Genomic DNA, 19649 nt, shown 5'->3' with positions numbered 1-19649 from the left:
ATATCCGAGGGCCGGCGCATCGTGGGCGTGGTTCTGGGTGTTTCCCCAGGCCGAGCACTCCACCGATCCTCGGAGCGGCGTTGTCAGGCGGCATCATCTGTACGACCAGACCTTCCAGCGTGCCTTCAAACGGGCGACTGTCGCCACCGGCATCACCAAACCGGCGACGCCTCACACCCTGCGTCATGCGTTTGCGACCCACCTGCTGCAGGCGGGCTACGACATCCGCACGGTTCAGGAGTTGCTGGGCCATTCTGACGTCGCCACAACCATGATCTACACGCATGTGCTCAAGGTTGGAGGCGGAGGGGTGCGCAGTCCGATGGATTCATTGGGCCTTCAATCGGCTGGTAGACCGACGCCACACTGGCCTGCCGTATAGCTGCCCTTCGTCTACGACAGCTACTGGCCGATCGTGTGAATTGAGTGAACTCAGGCCAGTACCCGCTTTGGGCACAGAGCTGCCTAATGGACTCTTGCCGCGGGCTTGCGTCGATTGGTGCTTTCGGCCAGTTCGTAGGCCCGCCCCGAAGCAGCCATTCGGCGGGGGCACAGTGACCAGCCAACGTCTGCTTCCAGGTGTAACGTCGAAATCACACTGCCGGCCAGGTGCCGACCTTGGCGGACGACTGGTATCCGGCAGTCAACTTGCTCTGCTTTCAGCGCAGGCAACTTTGGGGCATTGGCCCCATTCATTCAGCTATTTCAGACGATAGGCCTCAAGATCACGCAGTCGCCCGATTTCCTGCCAAAAAGATTCAGCTGTCGAACGCCTGACGGGATCCAAGTCTGGCCGTATCGCAATGTAGAAGTCCTGCGTGAGCAGCGAATTTCGGAGCGCTTCCAATTTGGGCAACTGCAACTCAGTCGGCTTTAAGTTGGTCTGGTAGGCCTGCAGCGAATATCGGGGAACGACCGCGAGATGGGTACGTCCGGCTACCAGCTTGTTCAGCGCCTGCTCGTAAGAGGATGCTCCATCATCGACTCTGGCGCCGACAGCAGTTAGGCGTTCCATCAGGAATGGCACACCGCGCCGCACCCCGATCATTGGCTGAGCTTCTGGCGAGAACTCTCTGCCGTCCCAGTCGAAGTTAGTTCCGGCCCGCCGCACCAAGACGTACTCAATGGTCATGACTCGGCGCGATCGATCAATTTGGCGGTCTGCGAGTCGGGGAAAGGCGAATGATTCGGTGTGCACCGAGATCGGGGCAGCGAACATGCCGTCGATCGTGCCCTTTAGCAACAAGGCCCGGCACCTTGCCTGAGGTAAGCGCTCGAATTCAATCTGGAGGCTGGCGCCTTTTGCTGCGTCACGAAGCAGCCTCTCCGTCAAACCAGGCTTGCTTTCCTCACCGCTGAAAAACGGTGGCAGCGGCACATCCACAACACAAATTCTCAACACATCATCCGGTGCCGCCAGAGCGAGGCCTTGGGCCAAGCAACAATGCACAAGGGCCACGAGGCCTGATGCAAGAAGCCGCGAATGCATCTTCCTTGGGGACCTTTGGAACTTGATGCTCATCCGAGCTCCTCCGGTACGTTGACCGTTGTCCAAAATGTAACCGGTGTCGCGCCAAAACGATGAATGCGTACAAGCTCGCGTAGGTGATGGATGTCACCGGCAGGCGGTGAACGGCTAGGCAATGCCATGCACTGAAGTGCTGTGCAACGCATCGCGCGAGAGAAATGCGATCTGCTTAGATCTCGACGCTGAACGTGTTCGCGCTCTTCCACGCCAATAAGCAGGAGCGATTCATGAGCTAAGCGCTCGACCACCGTCAAATGGCGGGCATTGTTTGGTTGGCGTCGGTCGCTCTTAGCCCGCGAGAGGAGCTTCCGTGGCTGAAGGAGCCAAAGCTGTGTGCGTAGGCCCAAGTAAATTCGGCGCCGAAGAGAAAGATCTGTGCCGAGTAGTAGACCCAGAGCAAAAGCACGGCCAATGATCCGGCGGCACCGAAGGCCGAGGTCACGCCGCTCTTGCCGATGTAGAGGCTAATCAAGAGCTTGCCGATATTGAACAGCAGCGCTGTCACCCAGGCGCCTATCCAAACATCGCGCCAAGCGATTCGCATGCGAGGCATGATTTTGTAGATCAACGCAAACATCGCCGCCACCAAGACATAGCTGATGACGAAGTTGACGAAACCGGCGAATACAGCCCAGCCTGCCAGTCGTGCCCCGCTCCAGGCACTGAAGGCTGCGATCGCCGCGCTCAGCAGCAGCGAGGTCGTTAGTAAAAAACCGATGCCCAGAATCATCCCGAAAGACAGCAAGCGCGAGCGCAGCAATCCCCAAAGACCTTGTGGTTTGTTGCGCTGTGGCGCCCTCCAAATACGATCCAGCGCGTCCTGTAGTTCGCCGAATACCGTCGTGGCCCCCAACAGCAGCAAGGCCCCACCGATCAGCGCAGCGGTCCAGCTTTCAGCCGGCCGCGCGGCACTTTCCAACATCGCTTGTACAGCCAGCGCGCCGCTCTCAACCATCAAGCTGCGCAGCTGCATCAGCACTTCGCCACTAGCCGCTTCGCGCCCGAACACCAAGCCGGCTACCGAAATTGCGATCAGCAAAAGCGGTGCAATCGAGAACATCGTGTAGTAGGCCAAAGCCGCACCCATGCTCGGAGCATAATCATCAATCCAAGCGGTACTGGCTTGTTTGCACAGCTGCCAGAGCTGCGCTGGCCTCATGGCGTGGCGCCGTTGACCAGCGTGCCATACAAGGCTGGCCCAGCGGCGCTGGCGGGCCGAGCCGAAGACCGACATCTTGAGCGTAGCAAGGCCCGCAGCCCAGTCCATAGAGTTCGGCTCGCTGCGGCTACGCACTTCGATACTTGTTGATGTTTCTCGCCCATCATGACCTTTGCTGACTTTGGCAGGCAAGGCTAGCTGTGCGAGGGCTCTTGCTGAAGCAGCCAAGAAGCCGAGGCCTTGTCAGACAAGACCGTCTCTAGGCCCCGCCACCATCCGCCCGCGACATGGGCTCAGGTCTGCAGCCAACAAAGATGAAACGCGTACGGCGCTTGGCATGGCGCCCTCGCATCATCTCGACCGGCAACCCGACATGAAAATTTTCGTGATCGCAAGAGCTAAGACTTGGCCTGCTGACCTCATCCACGCCACGATTGAGCGGATGCCTACTCCTGCATTCCTGAACACAGTGGTCCGGCCCGATGTGTCAGGTCAGCCTCAATGACGTTGCAGGGCACATGCCGAAATGCAAAGGCTTAAGGCATTCCTTTTGCTTGGCCTGGCACAAACATATGAAACCTGTTGCGCCCCCCTTTTTTTGCTTCGTACATGGCTGCGTCAGCAGTGGGACACAGGTCATCGAAGCCTTGCTGCCCTCCGTCCATCAAGGTTGCGCCGATGCTGACGGTATTTGTGAAATGAACCTCACCCAGCGCATACGGCTGAGCGAGCGCGGCCAATATCTTTTCGGCAATCGCGCGCGTTTTTTGGCCTGCTTCGATGGCGTCTGTGCCGAGGTCTTCCAACATCACCACAAACTCGTCGCCGGAGATGCGCGCCACCGTGTCAGCTTCTCTGACCGTCGACCTCAGGCGCGTGGCCATTTCCTTCAACAACAGGTCGCCCACTTCATGTCCATGCTGATCATTGACCGCTTTGAAATTGTCCGCATCTAGGAACAACAGCGCTCCGATTTGCAGGCTTCTCTTGGCGCTGCACAAGGCCTGACTTACACGGTCTATCAGAAGACGGCGGTTGGGCAGTTGGGTCAGCGCGTCTGTCATCGCCATGTGGTGCAAGCTGGCGTTCAATTGCTCCAGTTGTTTCTTTTGGGCGGACAACTCCAGGTTAAGTCGTTTTAGCTCTTCCTCTTGCTGTCGCCGTACGTGGATGTTGTAAGTTACGCCGATCAAGTGTTTGGCTTCGGGCTCATCCGGTCGTGGCACGATTTTTCCGCTGTTGGCGTACCAAATCCACGCACCGGACTTCGCCCTTATTCTGAATTCGCACTGGTATTTGGGAGTTTTTCCGCTTGCGTGGTCATTCAGCGCGCCTCTCATCCGGTCGACATCTTCCGGATGAATGACCGCGAAGATGTTGTCCATGCAGTCGCCCGCCTCCTGCTCGCTGTACCCGAGTTCTGCATAATCCTTGCTGGCTTTTCGGGTGACCTTGCCGCTGACGAGTTCGTTTTCCCACACGTCCAAGTCTGCCGTGTCCATGACCACTTTCAGGAATTCTTCCCGTGGCAGCTTCATTGGGCTTGCTTCCCTTGCCATGCAATGGCGCTAGTTCTCGAAAGAACAATGTAACGACACCGAGCAAAGGATGGCGTGTGGATGGTGGGCGAAAGCCACAAAACATAGAGAAAGCCGAGCTTCCTTCGAGCCCCCGGCAGCAATAGGGGGCCGAACAGAATCACCGGCCGCGCTTGACGCAATCCACGGGTTCCATGACAGATTTAATACTTTTGGAAATAAAAATAGCAATCAATAGATTGAAATTGTATAATCCGATTGGCTGATGACTTGGCTCGCTGACGTGACTGTGGCGGCCAACTGGCTCGTTCTTTACGAGCTTCTACTTTTTTGGCCGGCACCTCATCGAGGTCGAGCCCAAAGTGCCCCGTCGGGCGATTCACGCCCGCAATACTGATTGAACAATATTTCAAATAACGCCATACCCATGGGCAAGTACGTCGTTTCGCCCGCGACACACCCGACCGACTGTGGCCGCTTTCGCGCCTCATTTTCAGTTCGCCGGGCTCAGGACAACGGACGTAGCAGCCGAGTGTTCCGCTTCGAAACAACCTTCGCGTCCAATGACGCAGCTCGGTTGTTCGCCGTCACCCAGGGTTAGTTGCGCGTGTGCATGCCGCTGCCATCTGCTTGCTGACGATCTGGCCCAGCCAGATCCAGTCCAAGCGTTTCAATCGCTGCGGGCGACTCGCTCGCAGATTCGAAATCCGCATCCTGACGGTGCGCTAACACTCAGAAAGGCTCGTCCATGAGCAGCAAGATCTACGTGGGCAATCTGCCCTATTCGGTGACCGATTCCAGCCTGAGAAGCAACTTCGCCGAGTTCGGCAGTGTTTCCTCAGCCAGAGTCATGATGGACCGGGAGACCGGCAATTCCAAGGGCTTTGGATTCGTGGAAATGGTGTCTGCCGAAGTCGCTCAAGCCGCCATCACGGCGCTGCACGGCGTGTCCGTCGATGGTCGTTCGATCGTCGTGACTTTGGCGCGTCCGCGCGAAGCCAGTACTGAATCCACCGGTTACGGTTCGGGTGGCTACACCGCGACCAAGCGATCGGATATAGGCTACGGCACGGGCGGCTTTGGTGGTGGTCGCTACTGACATCGCCGCCTCCCATTGAAAGACCGGCTCTTGTGAGCCGGTCTTTTTTTTGCCCGGGCGGGCGTCTCAAGCACACTGAGTCAGGTGGCCGTGCGCTCTTGGATCGGCCTCCTAGACAGGCTTGGACCGAGACACCGGAGCGCGAAAATCGCTTAGTTCGCGAACGCAAATTTGCTTGCTGACTGACCTCGGGGGCCGTTGGATGGGTCAGGTAGCCAGTTGGGGGGCTCGAATTCAACGGTGCAGCGGCGCTGGCCAAGACGTGGTCACGGCCGAGCTAATCTCCCGGAATACAGGCTTGGCGAATAAGTACCCTTGCATCAGCGTCACACCCTCGTACAAGAAGAAATCCCGTTCGGCCGGGGTTTCGACGCCCTCGGCGATGATTTGAATGTTCAGCTCCTGGCAAATACGCAGCAGGCCCCGCGTGATGGCTTGGCGTGACTTGCTGACATTCACTTCCCGTACCAGCGCCATGTCGAGTTTGATGAAATCCGGCGTGAAGTCAGCCAGCAAGGTGAGGCCGGCATAACCCGCTCCGAAATCGTCGATGGCGGTCAAGAAACCGTAGCGTTTGTATTCACGAAGAATCGTTGCAAGCCAGGGCCCGTCTTCGACACGCTCGCCTTCCGTCACTTCGAAAATGATGTGATCAGTGGGGAAGTTGTGCGCGCGCGCAGCTTCTAAGGTCGTCTTGATGCAGACCTCTGGCCTTTAGACCGCGTTCGGCAAGAAGTTGATCGACAGTCGCTCCTTCATTCCGAGTTGCGCCGCCGTCTTGATGGCCTTCACGCGGCAAGCTTGATCGAAGCGGTAGCGATTCTGTTCAGTGACCTGTGACAGGACCGAAAGCGCGCCTTCACCGGCGGGGCCGCGCACCAATGCTTCGTGAGCATAGGTGCTGCGAGTGACCACGTCGACGATGGGCTGGTACGCGTAGTCAAACTGGAAACCGAGCCGCTCCGCAGAGCCGCAGGAACCACAACTGTCCACGGGGATGGCATCGAGTTGAACAAATTCGGATGGCACCTGGTGATCTTTGTTCATGGCAATTCCTTGCAGCCCACGGGCAGTAGCTGCGATTCAGGCGATGGCTTACGGTCGAAGGACGGTTGCATCCCATCTCGGTTACGAACGACACTCTAAACTCAAAGCATGTGACAACTTCGCGCGCTCGAAGACGTCGGAAGCCGCAGGCTTAAGACCCTATGCTGCTCGGGACATAAATGCACCGCAGTTTTGCCTCAATGATTCAACATGATGGCGCCAACGATAGTCAGCTTTTACCCACAAGGCTCAATTTCGCAGCGGAATGGGGTGTTTGAGGTCGGTCAGGTGAATTGATAGCGCCAAGTTGAGATTCAGCTGAAAGCACCGACCCGACCCAGCTAGGGCAAGCCATCGCGGCCGCGTTGGGGCTAAGGATTGAATGTCCGCAAGATGCGAGTGCCTAAGCCCTCGGCCCAAGTGGCATAGCCTTCCGAGCTGGGGTGAATGCCGTCGGCTGCCAAGCCGACCTGGGTCGTCGTTGCAGGATGCCATTGCAGGATCCGCCCAGTTTGGTCAGCCATTCTCTCGATTAAGCGCTGGTTCATTTGCCTTGCCCAAAGGCCCATGAAGCAACGCAGCGGTTGTGGCAGCGCCAGGCAGGCATGCATAGGCGGCACCGCGCTGTGGACCAATAGTGTCGGCGCGAATCGCTGGTCGATGAGCTCAGCCAACTTGCTTTGCCAGAGAGCCCAATCCAGTGGCGCGCACAGGCCGGTGGCGTCATTGGCGCCCATCGACAGCACCACGACGTCAAACTGCTCGTGAGGGGCTTGGTGCAGCAGTTGAAGTAGGCCCGGAGAATCCAAGCCTTTGACTGCAATAACCCGCCACTCCACGCGGTGATGACTGCTCAAGCATCGCACCAGATGACCGCAAAGTGCCTGGTCTTGTGTTGGCGCGCCCACCCCGGCAGCACCCGAGTCGCCCGCCACCAAAAGGCGCACCAGCGAGCCTCTGCCGGCAACACCCGTGCGTTGCCCCGGCGGCTCCGGCATGCGCAAAGTGACCCGCCGCACATGGCGTGCCTGTAGCCAAAACAGTGGCCAAAGCAGCCACAACATGAGCAACCGTTGCCAGTTGCTCACCATCTGCGCGCGGAGCTGCTGGTTGCCATGGGGCCGGTCAAGAGTCCGATCAATGGCTGGTAGTTTGAAAACTCGGTCATCGGGTGGGTCGCTGTCTTGTTGCTGGACTTTTGGCGCTCATGACTTCCGGGCGCGATGCAGGGAACATAGGGCGAAGCCGCGCGCAGGTCGGTGCGTTCTCGAACAGAGTGCGAGCAGGCATGCGTTCGCTGCCGCACAGACGAGGAAGCTGAGCATTTGTAAGTTGACGACGTCTGAGGTGCGACGCGTGGTCCCGCCCTTCAGCCCGTCAGCCCTTCAGCCCGTCAGTTCCATCGTCAATAAGGGAGTTGCAATGACAATCTGTCCCGTCGCCATCGCCGTGAGTTGCCGCAGATGCCCCATCGTTTCCGTCTGCCCGGTCAAGACGGTGATTGGTGACTATGTGGCGCCTCAAGCTGCCAAGCCTGCCGCCCCGACGCCAAAGCACAAATAGTGGTCTTGACTGTGCGACTGGGCGGCTTCTATGTTGGAAAGGGGCACGGCGAGCCTGCTAGTCGCAACCAGATTCAAGCTAGGTTGATGGCATACCGCCTGACGACATCCCTTAAAGCCGTTGCCGCTCTAGTCTGGGCTCTTGACTCAAAAGACGTGATGCAAGCGTCATCTTGGGCAGCCATTCGTCTGGATGCTTGGGCAGGACGCGAACCTGGCAGCTGCCCTCGACCTTGGATGCGTCGGGATCGCGCCTCATTGCCTCAGCCTCAGTGAGGCGACAGCTGGATTGGGCGATCTCACCGGTGACAGGGTTGCGCATCAGCCAAAACCAGAATTCAACTTGTTTCATCGCAAGTCCTTCCACTGACGACCTCAGGCCTCAAGAAGCTTCCTTTGTTCAAGCGGCAAGCAGCGCATCGGCTGGGTCGTCTTTGTAGTGACGATAGGGGGCAGTCACCAACACCTCGGTCGCAAGCGCTCTGCTTTGTTCAAACGCGGGTCGCAGTTTGGGGTCCGCTTTGATGATTCGCCAGGCCGCTCGGATTGGCGGCGCAAACTGAGGCCGCAGGCGCTCGAAGGCTTCGAGTTGAGGTCCATGCCGTTCGGGCAGGATCTTCCACCAAGCGACGATGCTGGCGGGATCGCCAAGGTTCAACTTCATGAGCGCTGACTCCAATAGTGCTGTATGTTTGTACAGTATATGGTTTCGTTTGGCCTTGTCTACAGATTTGCGGTTCTTGCGCTGTGATGGGGAATGAACCTGTGGATCGGTGCCGCGTTTTACCGCCGGCTCACAACTGCGTTGCTCTGGCTTCAAAGTGACCCTGTTCAGTGTCGGCATCAATATGGCAGAGCCGCATCAATTCCGCTGTCAGGGTTCTCGTAGGGCCCAGCGCAGGCCTCAAAGACGAGCAGATCCCGAGGCAGTGATGACGTAGTGCTGGTGGGTTAGCATGGCTGCCTACCCCTGCATTGCTCTATCGCGGGATCCATTCTGCGGCGAGTTGCCCGAAAGAACCCATGAATCGACTCGCTGCGCTTCTCTCGATCACCATCGCCCAGGTTTGTGCGGGCAGCCAGGCCGCCAGTCCCGGCAAAACCGTCACTGCGGATGCCATCACAAGGCAGACGGATCGCACCCTGGAGCGGCTCGTGGCATTGCGGCGAGATCTGCATGCGAACCCCGAGCCTTCAGGGCAGGAGGTACGCACCGCAGCCGTGGTGACCGAACGCCTGCGCAAGCTGGGCCTGGATGTCCGCAAGGGCCCTTACGGGCACAGCGTGGTCGCTATCTTGCGCGGAGGGAAGCCCGGCAAGACCGTGGCTTGGCGCTCAGACCTCGATGCGCTGAAGGGCTATTTCCTTGACCCCGTGCCCTTCCGGTCGCGCAAGACGGGCGTTCATCACGCCTGCGGACACGACATCCATATCGCCATCGCGCTAGGAATTGCCGAGGTCCTCGCCGGACAGCGCGCCCAATTGCACGGCAACGTTGTTTTCATCTTCCAGCCCGAGGAGGAGAACTTCTTGGGGGCCAAGGCGATGCTGGACGGCGGCTTGTTCACATCGCTGCCCGTGGACGAGATCTTTGGCTTGCATGTGACGGGCCTGCCCGTCGGCCAGATCGCTGTGCGAGCCGGCGAAATGTTCGCCTACCAGCGGCGCCTTCGAATCACACTGAACGACACCCTGGCCGACGGCGAACTTCAACTCTTGGGCCAGCTCGTGCTGGACACGCTGACGCGCAAACCACCGCTCGCAAGTCCCAGGGAGCTCCAGCGCCTTGTGGACCCTGAGGTCGGCGTGATGTCGGTGCGCACCACGTTCAAAGATTACCTGATCATGGAGGAGCTGCGCGCCACGCGCACCAAGCCGGGCACGGTGAGCCTGGAGGCCGATCTGTACGAGACGAACGCCGCCAAGCTGGGCAGCATCCTTGCTCGCGTGACGCAGGCCGTGCAATCCAGCGGGCACGAAGCCCAGCTGCTCGGCGTGAGTTTCACGCGGGAGAACCCAACAGTGATCAACGACGCGACGCTGACGCGCTCGGCCGTGCAGGCCATCGAGCAGGCTTATGGGGCGGACGCGGTCCAACTCGTCCATGGCGCGGCCCCCTTCTTCAACGACGACTTTGCCTATTTCCAGCAGCAGGTGCCCGGTGTGTATTTCTTTCTAGGCGGCAGCAATGCCGGCAAGGGCATCAATGCGATGAACCACTCGCCGGACTTTGCCGTCGATGAGGAAAGCATCCGCGTCGGTGTGCGCACCTTCTCCGCGCTGATCGCGGCGCGGCTCTTGGACTAGGCGCGCTGCGCCCCCCTTGTTCAGCGAGTGTCGGCACACGTGCGGTAGCACGCGCTCAGCTACCCCGGCTGCTGACACACCACACCAAGAAACGGCACCGTCATTCGACAGCCGCAGACTCGTTCTCGGTGTGCCGATCAGGCTCTGTGGTGTGGAGGATTTCGTTCAGAACGGAGGTGGCGTAGTTCCCGGCGGGCAAAGAGAATGTGAGCACCAGTTGATTGGCCTGCGGCCATTCCCACGACATGTCTTGCGGGCTCGCGACCAAGGCGCGGCGCTCCTGATCCAGCCCGGCGTGTTCCATGCCATCGCACAAGGTGGCGTGACGTTCAGCCACCCCGTTTTCTAGGGCCTGCGCCTGCTCGGTGGTGTTCACGCGGCCTCGTCCCCAGAGCGGTCCCGTGGGGCACCCCGTTTCGTCCATCACGTCACCGCTTAGGGTCTTGCCCCAGAGTCCCTGCTGAATCCGCAGCGCCAGCACTTCATTGAAGACGAAAGAGCGCACCGCCGAAAGGTAGATGCCCTTCTTCTTCGGGTTGCGCACGCGGATCTCGCGCGTCAGCATGGCTCGGCCTTGCTCGACGTTGCCGCCCTCAAAGCCGAAACGTTGTGCGCCGAAGTAATTGGGCACGCCCTGTGATGCAACGGCCTTCAGATTGGCCTCGATGGAGTCGCGGTCGCCGGCGACTTCACGCAGCACGATGCGAAATCGGTTGCCCTGCAGATCACCGGGGCGCAGCTTTTTCACATGACGGCTCTGACTCAGGACCTTGAATTCCGGGTGCTGGAGCTGGGTCAGGTCGGGCGTCTCTCCCTTGGGCAGATAGATGCTGAACCACTGACGCGTGATGGCGTAGCGATCCTTGAGGCCGGCATAGCCCACGTCCCACTCCTGCACGCCGGCGGCCGCGGCGAGCTGCTGGGCGACGAAGGCGGTGTTGGCGCCGTTCTTCTCGATGTCCAGCCAGATGTGTTCGCCCGCACCGGAGGGCAACTGCAGCGGCAGCTCGGTCACGACGAAGTCCTCGTTGAGAAACTTCAGGGTGGCGCTGGCACCACTGGCTGGATAAGCGTGGGGCCACTGCGGCAAGGTCGTGTATTGAGCGTCGGTCATGAGCGGTCTGAGGGCATCAGTTGTAGAGAGGGACGGGCTGTCTTGCCGACCAGTGGCCGTCCAGAGCGTGATTCTCTCCCTACCCGCATGACTTGCCTCGCCAGAAGGTACGAACTCAACGGGAATCGGCGCTAGTCACGACAGGCGGAGTCCTGGTCGCGACGACATCGCGGATCTGGCCAGGCGGCAGCTGCCAATGCCTGGCAGCCATGCAACGGGCATTCGAATCTGCCTGTGGCGTTGTGTCGAGCCTTCAGCGAAACCCTGCGAACGACTTTGTCCGCAAAGGAGTCTGTGCAAGCAATGGGTTGACAGAAACCGTCGGCACAGGCTGCCCTTTTTTAGCTGATTGAATAGCTGGCGAGTGCCCAGGCTCAAATTCAGTAGATTGGGCCTCAGCGCTTGGGCGCGACCGTGATCCAGCGCCATTCCAGCCAGTTGTCGGGTCGGTGAACGACAGACACATGGCTGGCCGCTGCCCAGGGAATGAACTGGCGGTGCAAGGGGATGTAGTGGACCTGATCGGCCATGCGTTTGAGCGCTTGCTTGATCAACTGCTGACGCTTGGCTTCATCGGGCTCCCGGCTGGAGGCGGCGACCAAGGCGTCAAGTTCTTCATCTTTGAAATTGCCTCGGTTGTACTCGCCGATGCCTTTTTCGCCACGGTTGCGGAAGTGGCTGGTGAAGATGCTCTCGGGGTCGGTGATGGCCCCTCCCCAACCAAACAGATAGGCCGAGGTGTCGAGCTTCTCGACCTTGTTGAAGAACAGTGCCTTGGGCTGAGCATTGACCTTGACCTTCAGCCCCAGCTTGGCCCATTGCGAGGCCAGGACTTGGCAGATGCGCTCATCGTTGACGTAACGATTGTTGGGGCAGTCCAGCGTGAACTCAAAGCCGGTGCCATAGCCTGCATCGGCGAGCAGCTTCTTGGCCGCGGCCAAGTCAAAGGGCAGGCGAGCTTCTAAGGCTGGGTCATTGAAACTGCCCAGCGGCGAAGGCACCAGGGCGCCGGTGGGAGCCGACTGACCATCCATCAGCCGGGTTTTGATCGATTCGATGTCCACGGCTTGGTAGAGCGCGCGCCGCACGCGCTGGTCTTTGAAGGGGTTCTTGCCCTTCACATTGCCGTAGAGCAGTTCATCCCGACCCTGGTCCAGGCCGATGAAGACGATGCGGTTCTCGGGCCCGGTGATGATCTTCAAGCCGGCTGTTTGAGACAGTCGGCCAATATCGCGAGGCGCGGGGTCCAGCACAAAGTCCACTTCGCCTGAGACCAGGGCGGCGGTGCGGGTGGCTTCGCTCTTGATCGGCGTGTAGATCACTTCTTGCAAATTGCCCTCAATCGTGCCCCAGTACTTGGGGTTGCGTTTGAAGACGGTCTTGCTGTCCGGTGCGCGGCTGACCAAGATGAAAGGCCCGGTGCCGTTGGTATGGAAGGCGGCGTAGCTTTCTTCCTTGTTGGCGAAGTCCTGCGTCTTGGTGGCCTTGTTGGCCTCGGCCCAGCCGCGGCTCATGATGTAGATGGTGCTGAGGTGTTGCAAGAAGATCGGGTTCACCTGCGGCAGCACGAATTCCACGCTCAAGTCATCGAGCTTGCGTGGCTCGCCGACCGCATTGGCGTACATGGCGATTTGCGAGCTGGGCTGGCGCGCGCGCTGGATCGAGAAGACCACATCATCGGCCGTGAAAGGCCGGCCGTCATGAAACTTGACGCCGGGCCTGAGCTTGAGCAGCCACTTCTGCGGGCCTGTTTGCTTCCATTCGGTGGCCAGTTGCGGCACCAGCTTGAGCTGTTTGTCGCGGGTCACCAAAAACTCGTAGACCTGACCATTGATGGTGTTGGTCAGAGTTTCGTTTTGGGCATAAGGATCCAGGGTCAGCGGGTCACCCGCGCTGGCCCAGCGCAGAGTTTGGGCATGAGCTTCGCTGGCCGTACCTAGAAGGCATAGCGACAGCAGTCCGGCGCTCAGGGTCGATAAATTCATGTCTAGCGGGGTCTCAAAATTCTTCAGCAGGTCCGGGTCAATTCGACCCGATGCGCAAGTCTTGCCGAGCTTACGCAAATCTTTGGATGGTTCTGCTGCCGATTGTGACCATGCTTATGCGAAATGAGAGCAAGCCCCCGCCAAGTCCTCATGGGGCCAGGGCTTGCGCATAGGCAAGAACCGTGAGGCCTGTATATGCGCTAGTGGTACTCGGAGCGGCGCAGGTTACTTGCCATGCATAGGCACTGACGCTGACATCGGTGCCAAGCCTTGGGCTTGCATTTCGCTCAAGCTTTCTTTAGCGCGCTCGCTCAGTCCGCTGAGCACGTCGAGTTGCGCCTTGTGCATCTTTTCGGCCAACTGCGTCATGTCCGCCATCATCTGTTGCCAAGCTTTGGGAGCGACCTCGGTGAGCTTGTTTGCCCCCGCGCTCAAGCTGCCATTGGACGACACACCCTTGGCGCTGGATTGCAAACCTTGCATGGCCAAGGTCAGCAATTCGGTCTGGGTTTTCGCCAGCGTTTGTAGGGCTTCGTAGGTGATCTTGTTCGCGGCGACCATGGACTCCACGTCCTTGCGCCGTGAGTCGATGAACAAGCTGGTGTTCACGGCGGGCAGCTTGAACTGCTCAAAGACCTGGGTCAATTCGCTGAAAAGCTTGTTGGCATCAGCGGCGTGCTCATTGCGGTTCTCGGTGCTCATGAATCAACTCCTGTTGCGGTGTGCGGGGCGCGTGCTCAGTGCGAGCCCTCAGCCTCGGGGCAGGACGGTGCATCGTCTGTGCGGCGGCGAACAGAAGAATTTGGGGGCGGGGGAGGTCTCAGCGCTATGCGAGCCATCGCACAGAGCGCCATTCACATTCGGGCCAGAGTTATTTCTAGCGCGGCTCAGTCCAAGCCAAGTCCCAACAAGGGTGCCATGTCATTCCAAGAAACCTATCGCAGCAAGCAAATGTCAGCCAGCGACGCCGTCGCCTTGGTGCGCGACGGCGACTTCATCATCGTGCCCACCGGTGTTGGCGAGCCACCGGCGCTGTTGACGGCCTTGTCGAAACGGCGGCGTGACTTGCATGACGTCAAGGTGGCGCAGATCCTGGCCCTGCGCAAATACGATTACTTCGATCCGGAAACCGTCGACCATGTGCGCCATATCGCGCTCTTTTACGGCAGCGCCAGTCGAGCCGGTGGACAGGCGGGTTGGATCGACTTCATCCCCAACTGCTTCTCGGAATTGCCCAGCATGATCGAGCGGGCGCTGATTCCCGCGGACTTGGTGTTCTCGATGGCATCGCCCATGGACGAGCGGGGCTACTTTGCCCTCAGCTTGGCCGCCGACTACACCATGGCGGCCATCGCCAAAGCCCGCGCGGTGGTGCTGGAGGTCAATCCGCAAGTGCCCTTTGCTTTTGGCAACTGCCATGTGCACATCTCGCAGGTGGCGGCGCTGACCGAGAGCAGCGAGCCGGTGTTTGAAGTCGCACTGCCGCAGATCGGCCCGGTGCAAGAAGCGATTGGCAAATATGTGGCCGATTTGATTGAGGATGGCTCGACGCTGCAGATCGGCTATGGCGGCATCCCAGACGCGGTGGTGATGCAGTTGACGCGCAAGCATGATCTGGGCATCCATACCGAGATGATTGGCGATGGCATCCTTTCGCTGATTGAGTGCGGCGCTGTGACCAACAAGCGCAAGAACCATCTGCCGGGAAAGATGGTGGCAACTTTCGCGCTGGGCTCAAACAAGCTCTATCGCTTTATGGACCGCAACCCTGCGCTGGAGATGCACCCCGTGGACTACACCAACGATCCCTGCTTGGCGGGCTTGAACGATAAGCTGTTGGCCATCAACGCCAGCTTGCAGATCGATCTGTTGGGCCAATGCGGCTCCGAGAGCTTGGGGGCTGTGCCTTACTCCGGCACCGGCGGGCAGGCCGACTTTGTGCGCGCTGCCAACCGCTCTCGTGGCGGCAAGGCCTTCATCGTGCTGCCGTCCACCGCCAAGAGCGACGCGCTCTCACGCATCGTTCCCATGCTGAGCCCAGGTACGCATGTCAGCACGAGCAAGAATGATGTGGACTATGTGGTGACTGAGTTCGGCGTGGCGCGCTTGCGCGGGCAGTCCGCTGCGCAGCGTGCCGCCGCGCTGATTGCAATTGCCCACCCGGACTTTCGCGCCGACCTGCGTGCTCAGGCCCGGCGCATGCATTTGCTTTGAGTCTAGGGCGCCATTCCGATCGATGGAGCCACCTGTTCCGCATCAAACTGACCTCCCATCCAGATGTGGCTACGCGAGCCAAAAGCTGGTCCCGGCGATCAGGTTTCGGCGGTTTTGAGCGACTCCAAAGTGTCTGGAGCGGAACTTTGTGGATGTGCATGGTGCCGAGCGCCGTCGGGGGCGCAATTCCGCTCCTGTCTGGGCCAACGGCCCAGCCCTTCGCTAGGCTCAAGCCGTCCACAGGACGCCTTGAGTCCGAGCTCAGTCCCCCGCCGTCGCCTTGCAGGCGCCGGCTCCTCCTTTACCTCGCGGAATCACGCCCCCGACGCCACTCGGCAGTTCCACCGATGTGCGTCATCGTCGAGGGAGCAAGGCCGTGTTGGATCAGGGCGCTTGGGGTTCTGCGACGCGAGGTAAAGGAGGAGACCCGGGCGCAAGCCCGGGGCGGGGGACAGGAGCGGCGTAGAGCCCCCAAGTGGTCTGATCTCCGCCCAAACGAAGAGCAGATCCGGGCACATCGCTGCCCCTAGAGGCCTACCCAAGCTGTGCTAACTGAGTCCGCTGTGGCTGGCCATCGCGAACCGGAATAGGTAGCCACGTTCAACGAGAGCAGGTGGCTGTGGGTTCGGAATACGCATCCAGGGCGCCATTCCGAATCACCATGGAAAAAGCCCTGGGCGACATCGTCGCGCAGGGCTTGGGTTGCCCACTGAAGGCGGCAGCAGCGACCTTCAGTGCAGGGCCATAGACAGCAATTAGGCCTTGGCTTCGTCCTTCAAGACGCCGCGGCGGATCTGGTCCAGCTCAATGCTCTCGAACAAGGCCTTGAAGTTGCCTTCGCCAAAGCCTTCATTGCCCTTGCGCTGAATGATTTCAAAAAAGATCGGGCCGATCACTTCCTTGGTGAAGATCTGCAGCAGCAATTCGTTAGGCGCGTCCAGATGGGCGGCGCCGTCGATCAAGATGCGCAGGCGGCGCAGCTCTTCAACGTTTTCGCCGTGGCCGGGCAGGCGCTTGTCGATCAGGTCGAAATAGGTGTTGATGGTGTCTTGGAACTCAACGCCTGAGTCGCGCATGCGCTCGACGGTGCCGTAGACATCATCGGTGCCCATGGCCACGTGCTGGATGCCTTCACCGTGGTAGATGTCCAGGTATTCGGCGATCTGGCTCTTGTCGTCGCTGCTCTCGTTGATCGGGATGCGGATATTGCCGCAAGGGCTGGTCATGGCCTTGCTCTTCAGACCGGTCAGCTTGCCCTCGATGTCGAAGTAGCGCACTTCGCGGAAGTTGAAGAAGCGCTCATAGAAATCCGCCCATTCCTTCATGCGTCCACGGAAGACGTTATGCGTCAGGTGGTCGATATAGGTCAGGCCCAGGCCGACCGGGTTGGCCGGCACCGGCTTGCCCTCAGCGTCCAGCAGCGGCACGAAGTCAACGTCGTAAATGCTGATATTGCCGATGTCGCCAGCGGCGGCGCCGTTCTTGCCTTGCCAACGGTCCACAAAGTAAATCAGCGAGTCGCCAATGCCCTTGATGGCCGGGATATTGAGTTCCATCGGGCCGGCTTTGTTGTCAAAGCCCCAGGCGCCCAGTTCCAAGGCGCGCTTGTAGGCAAAGGCGGCGTCTTGAACGCGGAAGGCGATGGCGCAGATCGACGGGCCATGCAGGCGCGCAAAGCGCTGGGCAAAAGAGTCGACCTCGGCATTGATGATGAAGTTGACGCCGCCCTGGCGGTACAGGGTGACGTTCTTGTGGCGGTGCTTGGCCACGGCGGTGAAGCCCATGGTCAGGAATAGCTTGCCGAGTTCGGCCGGATCGGGGGCTGCGAATTCAATGAACTCGAAGCCGGCGGTGCCCATCGGATTTTCCCAGGGGGTGAATGCCATGATTTCTCCAACAAAGTCTTGCGATGGGTCAAGACTGTAGGCGCTTGGCTGCGCAGGATTCATGCGAACTCTGGCGCCGTCTTGCTTGATTGCGCAGGAAAGCTGCAACAATATTCGGTATGGGAAATGAAATCCAGCTCGATACGATTGATCGACGCATTTTGAGGGCGTTGCAGCTGGACGGGCGCGTGACCTATGACGCCTTGGCGGCGCAGGTCAATCTGTCTGCTTCGGCGGTGCTGCGGCGGGTGAGGCGCTTGGAGGAGTCAGGGGCGATCTCGGCCTATGTGGCCCTGGTGCCGCCCGAACGGGTGGGCCTGGGCCTGACGGCCTATATCAATGTGCGCTTGGAAAAACACACCGAAAGCCACAAACGCAACCCCATGGAGTTGTTCCGCGTCGCCGTGCAGGCCTGGCCCGAGGTGGTGGAGTGCGCGGCCCTGACCGGCGATATGGACTATTTGCTGCGCGTGGTGGTGCAAGACATGGCGCACTATGCGCGCTTCATCACCGAGACCTTGCTCAAGCACCCCAGCGTGCAGGATTGCAAGACCAGCTTTGTCTTGGACCGGCTGAAGAACACGACCGCTGTGCCTGTGTGATCGTTGGCTTGGGGCGCTCGCAGACTCAGCGGCGCGTCAACACCACCGCCAATTCGTACCATCCTTGCGCGTGGGCTTGGGCGGGGTAGGGCGGTGCCGGCCAGTCCCAACGGTCGCTGCTGAACAGCGCGCGCATGGCCTGGATGTCGCCATGGTAGGGCGGGCCCTCCACAAAGCCTTGGCCGGCATTGTCGCGCCGGGCTTGCATGAAAAGCGCCAACAGCAAACCGCCGGGTTTGAGCCAGGCATGCAGTTGATCGGCATAGGCGCGCCAATGGTCGGGATGCAAGGCGCACAAGCAGGTTTGCTCATAGACCCGGTCCAAGGGCTGGGGCGCGTTCCAAGCCAGCACATCGGCTTGTTCGACCCGTGCATGCGCTGAAGCTAGGCCCGCTTGGGAGATTCGCAGGCGCGCCAACTCAACGGCGGCGGGGGTGTAGTCCAGACCCAAGGCATGAGCGCCAGCTTTTCCTAGGCTCAGCAACTCGTGGCCCTGACCGCAGCCCGGTACCAGCACGGTTTGACCCGCCTGAATCAGGCCTTCGCTCAGCCAGTTTTGCAGCTGTGGGTGCGGCGCGCCGCGATCCCAGGGCGTTTGCCCACTGGTGAAGCGTTGTTGCCAGAAGTCTTGGGTGGGGCCGGCCATTGCAGAACGTGGGTGAGCGTCAGCGACGCTGGTTGCGACGAGTTCAGTCGAATTCGTGCAGCAGTTTAAGCGTGGCTTCGGCGCTCAGATTCAGCAGACTGGCGATTTCGCACAAGTCATCGGGTACGGCTTCATCATCCCAGCCGTCCGCCGTGTGGCGGGCGAGGCGAATGGCCAGTTTGACGCATTGCACCTGCGGATCATTGCCGCGTTTGTCGTCGGTGATGTGGCGCAGCAACTCAGGCAAACGCCAGGCTTGCATCAGGGCTTGCTCAAGATCGGCCAACTCAATGTGCAAGACCTCGCGTTGAACGGCGGTGCTGCGCAGATGGCGATCGGCCTGTTGCCTTTGGCGAATCTGTTGTGCCAGTTCCGGCGCATTGATCCACAAAAGCATCTCAGCGAAGTCGTGCAAGAGCGCTGCGCTATGGATCACGGCGGCATCCGGGTCCAGCCGGTGCACCGCAAAAGCCAAGGCATAACGCGCGGCCCGATCGGCGCGGCGCAGTACGCGTTGCAGGCCGTCCAGCGCATAGGGCTGTGCGGCCAACTTGGCTTCGACCGTCGGTTGCTCGCCAAACTCTCGGAAGAATGGCGTGATGCCCATCAGCACCAAGGCGGCGGTGACGGTCTCGGCGTCGGTCATCAAACGGCTGGAGCGGTGATTGGCGGCATAGGCCAAGACCTTCAGCGTCATCAGCGGATCGGTGGCGATCATTTCGCCCAGACTGTTGGCGTCGGTCGCGTCCTCGTTCTCGCGCAGCAACTCCAAGGCTTCGGCGGTCTCGGCCAAAACAGGGATCTCGGCATTGCAGAACAAGGCAGTCCAGCTGGCCAAGTCCGGTGGGGCTTGGTGCATGGGCATGAGGGCAATGGAGGCTGACATGGTCGTTAGGTTCGGCTTTAGGCTGATCCTAGTACCAGAGGGCAGCCTTCAGTCCAGTGAAAAGCACCGGCAATGC

The 19649-nt window shown here is 59.9% G+C and carries 19 protein-coding genes; 5 read left to right on the top strand and 14 right to left on the bottom strand.

The genetic code is table 11. The annotated features are described in order from the left end of the window. Positions 1-382, top strand: a 382-nt coding sequence (locus LNV06_RS11160; RefSeq protein WP_263538312.1) for a tyrosine-type recombinase/integrase, incomplete at its 5' end; no start/stop codon positions are given. 318 nt (positions 383-700) lie between these two features. Here the strand turns inward: LNV06_RS11160 and LNV06_RS11155 are convergent. From LNV06_RS11155 to LNV06_RS11145, 3 genes are all read right to left on the bottom strand, one after another. Continuing rightward, on the bottom strand, positions 701-1522 hold the full coding sequence (locus LNV06_RS11155; RefSeq protein ID WP_263538311.1) for a substrate-binding periplasmic protein: 822 nt from the start codon (positions 1520-1522) through the stop codon (positions 701-703). 256 nt (positions 1523-1778) lie between these two features. After that, positions 1779-2687: a YihY/virulence factor BrkB family protein gene (locus tag LNV06_RS11150; protein WP_263538310.1), complete on the bottom strand. Its 909-nt coding sequence runs from the start codon at positions 2685-2687 to the stop codon at positions 1779-1781. A 536-nt stretch (positions 2688-3223) separates the two neighbouring features. Continuing rightward, positions 3224-4225 carry a sensor domain-containing diguanylate cyclase gene (locus LNV06_RS11145; RefSeq protein ID WP_263538309.1) on the bottom strand — a complete coding sequence of 334 codons (1002 nt, stop codon included), beginning with the start codon at positions 4223-4225 and terminating at the stop codon, positions 3224-3226. A gap of 748 nt (positions 4226-4973) precedes the next feature. On the opposite strand from LNV06_RS11145, the gene rbp reads away from it, so the two are divergent. Then, positions 4974-5324 carry an RNA-binding regulator gene (gene rbp, locus LNV06_RS11140; RefSeq protein ID WP_263538308.1) on the top strand — a complete coding sequence of 117 codons (351 nt, stop codon included), beginning with the start codon at positions 4974-4976 and terminating at the stop codon, positions 5322-5324. A 234-nt stretch (positions 5325-5558) separates the two neighbouring features. Here rbp and LNV06_RS22590 read toward each other — a convergent pair whose 3' ends face one another. The 5 genes from LNV06_RS22590 to LNV06_RS11120 all read right to left on the bottom strand — a co-directional run bounded on the left by LNV06_RS22590 (position 5559) and on the right by LNV06_RS11120 (position 8777). Beyond that, positions 5559-6023 (bottom strand): EAL domain-containing protein, encoded by a 465-nt coding sequence (locus LNV06_RS22590; RefSeq protein WP_318013479.1) that lies wholly within the window; start codon positions 6021-6023, stop codon positions 5559-5561. Positions 6024-6038: 15 nt separating this feature from the next. Beyond that, positions 6039-6371, bottom strand: a complete 333-nt coding sequence (locus tag LNV06_RS22585) for a hypothetical protein (RefSeq protein WP_318013476.1) — start codon at positions 6369-6371, stop codon at positions 6039-6041. A gap of 371 nt (positions 6372-6742) precedes the next feature. Continuing rightward, positions 6743-7435 (bottom strand): SGNH/GDSL hydrolase family protein, encoded by a 693-nt coding sequence (locus tag LNV06_RS11130; RefSeq protein ID WP_263538307.1) that lies wholly within the window; start codon positions 7433-7435, stop codon positions 6743-6745. Positions 7436-8045: 610 nt separating this feature from the next. Beyond that, positions 8046-8285, bottom strand: coding sequence for a hypothetical protein (locus tag LNV06_RS11125; protein ID WP_263538306.1), 240 nt, complete (start codon positions 8283-8285; stop codon positions 8046-8048). Between the two features lie 48 nt (positions 8286-8333). Continuing rightward, on the bottom strand, positions 8334-8777 hold the full coding sequence (locus LNV06_RS11120) for a hypothetical protein (RefSeq protein ID WP_263538305.1): 444 nt from the start codon (positions 8775-8777) through the stop codon (positions 8334-8336). A 179-nt stretch (positions 8778-8956) separates the two neighbouring features. On the opposite strand from LNV06_RS11120, the gene LNV06_RS11115 reads away from it, so the two are divergent. Next, positions 8957-10240 (top strand): M20 metallopeptidase family protein, encoded by a 1284-nt coding sequence (locus LNV06_RS11115; RefSeq protein ID WP_263538304.1) that lies wholly within the window; start codon positions 8957-8959, stop codon positions 10238-10240. 100 nt (positions 10241-10340) lie between these two features. On the opposite strand, the gene truD is transcribed toward LNV06_RS11115, so the two are convergent. The 3 genes from truD to phaP all read right to left on the bottom strand — a co-directional run bounded on the left by truD (position 10341) and on the right by phaP (position 14041). Further along, positions 10341-11354: a tRNA pseudouridine(13) synthase TruD gene (truD, locus tag LNV06_RS11110; RefSeq protein ID WP_263538303.1), complete on the bottom strand. Its 1014-nt coding sequence runs from the start codon at positions 11352-11354 to the stop codon at positions 10341-10343. Between the two features lie 395 nt (positions 11355-11749). After that, positions 11750-13339: an ABC transporter substrate-binding protein gene (locus tag LNV06_RS11105; protein WP_263538302.1), complete on the bottom strand. Its 1590-nt coding sequence runs from the start codon at positions 13337-13339 to the stop codon at positions 11750-11752. A gap of 225 nt (positions 13340-13564) precedes the next feature. Further along, positions 13565-14041, bottom strand: a complete 477-nt coding sequence (gene phaP, locus LNV06_RS11100) for a TIGR01841 family phasin (protein WP_263538301.1) — start codon at positions 14039-14041, stop codon at positions 13565-13567. Between the two features lie 216 nt (positions 14042-14257). Between phaP and LNV06_RS11095 the strand changes: the two genes are divergently transcribed. Next, complete coding sequence (locus tag LNV06_RS11095) at positions 14258-15553, top strand: acetyl-CoA hydrolase/transferase family protein (RefSeq protein ID WP_263538300.1); 1296 nt, start codon at positions 14258-14260, stop codon at positions 15551-15553. A 755-nt stretch (positions 15554-16308) separates the two neighbouring features. On the opposite strand, the gene hppD is transcribed toward LNV06_RS11095, so the two are convergent. Further along, positions 16309-17439, bottom strand: a complete 1131-nt coding sequence (gene hppD / locus LNV06_RS11090) for a 4-hydroxyphenylpyruvate dioxygenase (RefSeq protein ID WP_263538299.1) — start codon at positions 17437-17439, stop codon at positions 16309-16311. Positions 17440-17558: 119 nt separating this feature from the next. Between hppD and LNV06_RS11085 the strand changes: the two genes are divergently transcribed. After that, positions 17559-18041: an Lrp/AsnC family transcriptional regulator gene (locus tag LNV06_RS11085; RefSeq protein WP_263538298.1), complete on the top strand. Its 483-nt coding sequence runs from the start codon at positions 17559-17561 to the stop codon at positions 18039-18041. 25 nt (positions 18042-18066) lie between these two features. Here LNV06_RS11085 and LNV06_RS11080 read toward each other — a convergent pair whose 3' ends face one another. Beyond that, positions 18067-18687 (bottom strand): methyltransferase domain-containing protein, encoded by a 621-nt coding sequence (locus LNV06_RS11080; RefSeq protein ID WP_263538297.1) that lies wholly within the window; start codon positions 18685-18687, stop codon positions 18067-18069. Between the two features lie 43 nt (positions 18688-18730). Beyond that, the gene (locus tag LNV06_RS11075) at positions 18731-19573 is read right to left on the bottom strand and encodes an HDOD domain-containing protein (RefSeq protein ID WP_263538296.1); all 843 of its coding nucleotides are present in this window, start codon (positions 19571-19573) and stop codon (positions 18731-18733) included. Positions 19574-19649: the final 76 nt, after the last annotated feature.

Source organism: Paucibacter sp. Y2R2-4, from assembly GCF_025717535.1.
In the GTDB taxonomy this organism is placed as follows: domain Bacteria; phylum Pseudomonadota; class Gammaproteobacteria; order Burkholderiales; family Burkholderiaceae_C; genus Paucibacter_A.
The sequence above is the reverse complement of the archived record's forward strand: the minus strand, read 5'-3'. Positions and strand labels throughout refer to the sequence as shown.

Excerpts from the sequence above, each read along its gene's own strand:
- LNV06_RS11155 (WP_263538311.1), bottom strand. The coding sequence starts at position 1,522 with ATGAGCATCAAGTTCCAAAGGTCCCCAAGGAAGATGCATTCGCGGCTT.
- LNV06_RS11150 (WP_263538310.1), bottom strand. The coding sequence starts at position 2,687 with ATGAGGCCAGCGCAGCTCTGGCAGCTGTGCAAACAAGCCAGTACCGCT.
- LNV06_RS11145 (WP_263538309.1), bottom strand. The coding sequence starts at position 4,225 with ATGAAGCTGCCACGGGAAGAATTCCTGAAAGTGGTCATGGACACGGCA.
- rbp (WP_263538308.1), top strand. The coding sequence starts at position 4,974 with ATGAGCAGCAAGATCTACGTGGGCAATCTGCCCTATTCGGTGACCGAT.
- LNV06_RS22585 (WP_318013476.1), bottom strand. The coding sequence starts at position 6,371 with ATGAACAAAGATCACCAGGTGCCATCCGAATTTGTTCAACTCGATGCC.
- LNV06_RS11130 (WP_263538307.1), bottom strand. The coding sequence starts at position 7,435 with ATGTTGTGGCTGCTTTGGCCACTGTTTTGGCTACAGGCACGCCATGTG.
- LNV06_RS11125 (WP_263538306.1), bottom strand. The coding sequence starts at position 8,285 with ATGAAACAAGTTGAATTCTGGTTTTGGCTGATGCGCAACCCTGTCACC.
- LNV06_RS11120 (WP_263538305.1), bottom strand. The coding sequence starts at position 8,777 with ATGCCGACACTGAACAGGGTCACTTTGAAGCCAGAGCAACGCAGTTGT.
- LNV06_RS11115 (WP_263538304.1), top strand. The coding sequence starts at position 8,957 with ATGAATCGACTCGCTGCGCTTCTCTCGATCACCATCGCCCAGGTTTGT.
- truD (WP_263538303.1), bottom strand. The coding sequence starts at position 11,354 with ATGACCGACGCTCAATACACGACCTTGCCGCAGTGGCCCCACGCTTAT.
- LNV06_RS11105 (WP_263538302.1), bottom strand. The coding sequence starts at position 13,339 with ATGAATTTATCGACCCTGAGCGCCGGACTGCTGTCGCTATGCCTTCTA.
- phaP (WP_263538301.1), bottom strand. The coding sequence starts at position 14,041 with ATGAGCACCGAGAACCGCAATGAGCACGCCGCTGATGCCAACAAGCTT.
- LNV06_RS11095 (WP_263538300.1), top strand. The coding sequence starts at position 14,258 with ATGTCATTCCAAGAAACCTATCGCAGCAAGCAAATGTCAGCCAGCGAC.
- hppD (WP_263538299.1), bottom strand. The coding sequence starts at position 17,439 with ATGGCATTCACCCCCTGGGAAAATCCGATGGGCACCGCCGGCTTCGAG.
- LNV06_RS11085 (WP_263538298.1), top strand. The coding sequence starts at position 17,559 with ATGGGAAATGAAATCCAGCTCGATACGATTGATCGACGCATTTTGAGG.
- LNV06_RS11080 (WP_263538297.1), bottom strand. The coding sequence starts at position 18,687 with ATGGCCGGCCCCACCCAAGACTTCTGGCAACAACGCTTCACCAGTGGG.
- LNV06_RS11075 (WP_263538296.1), bottom strand. The coding sequence starts at position 19,573 with ATGTCAGCCTCCATTGCCCTCATGCCCATGCACCAAGCCCCACCGGAC.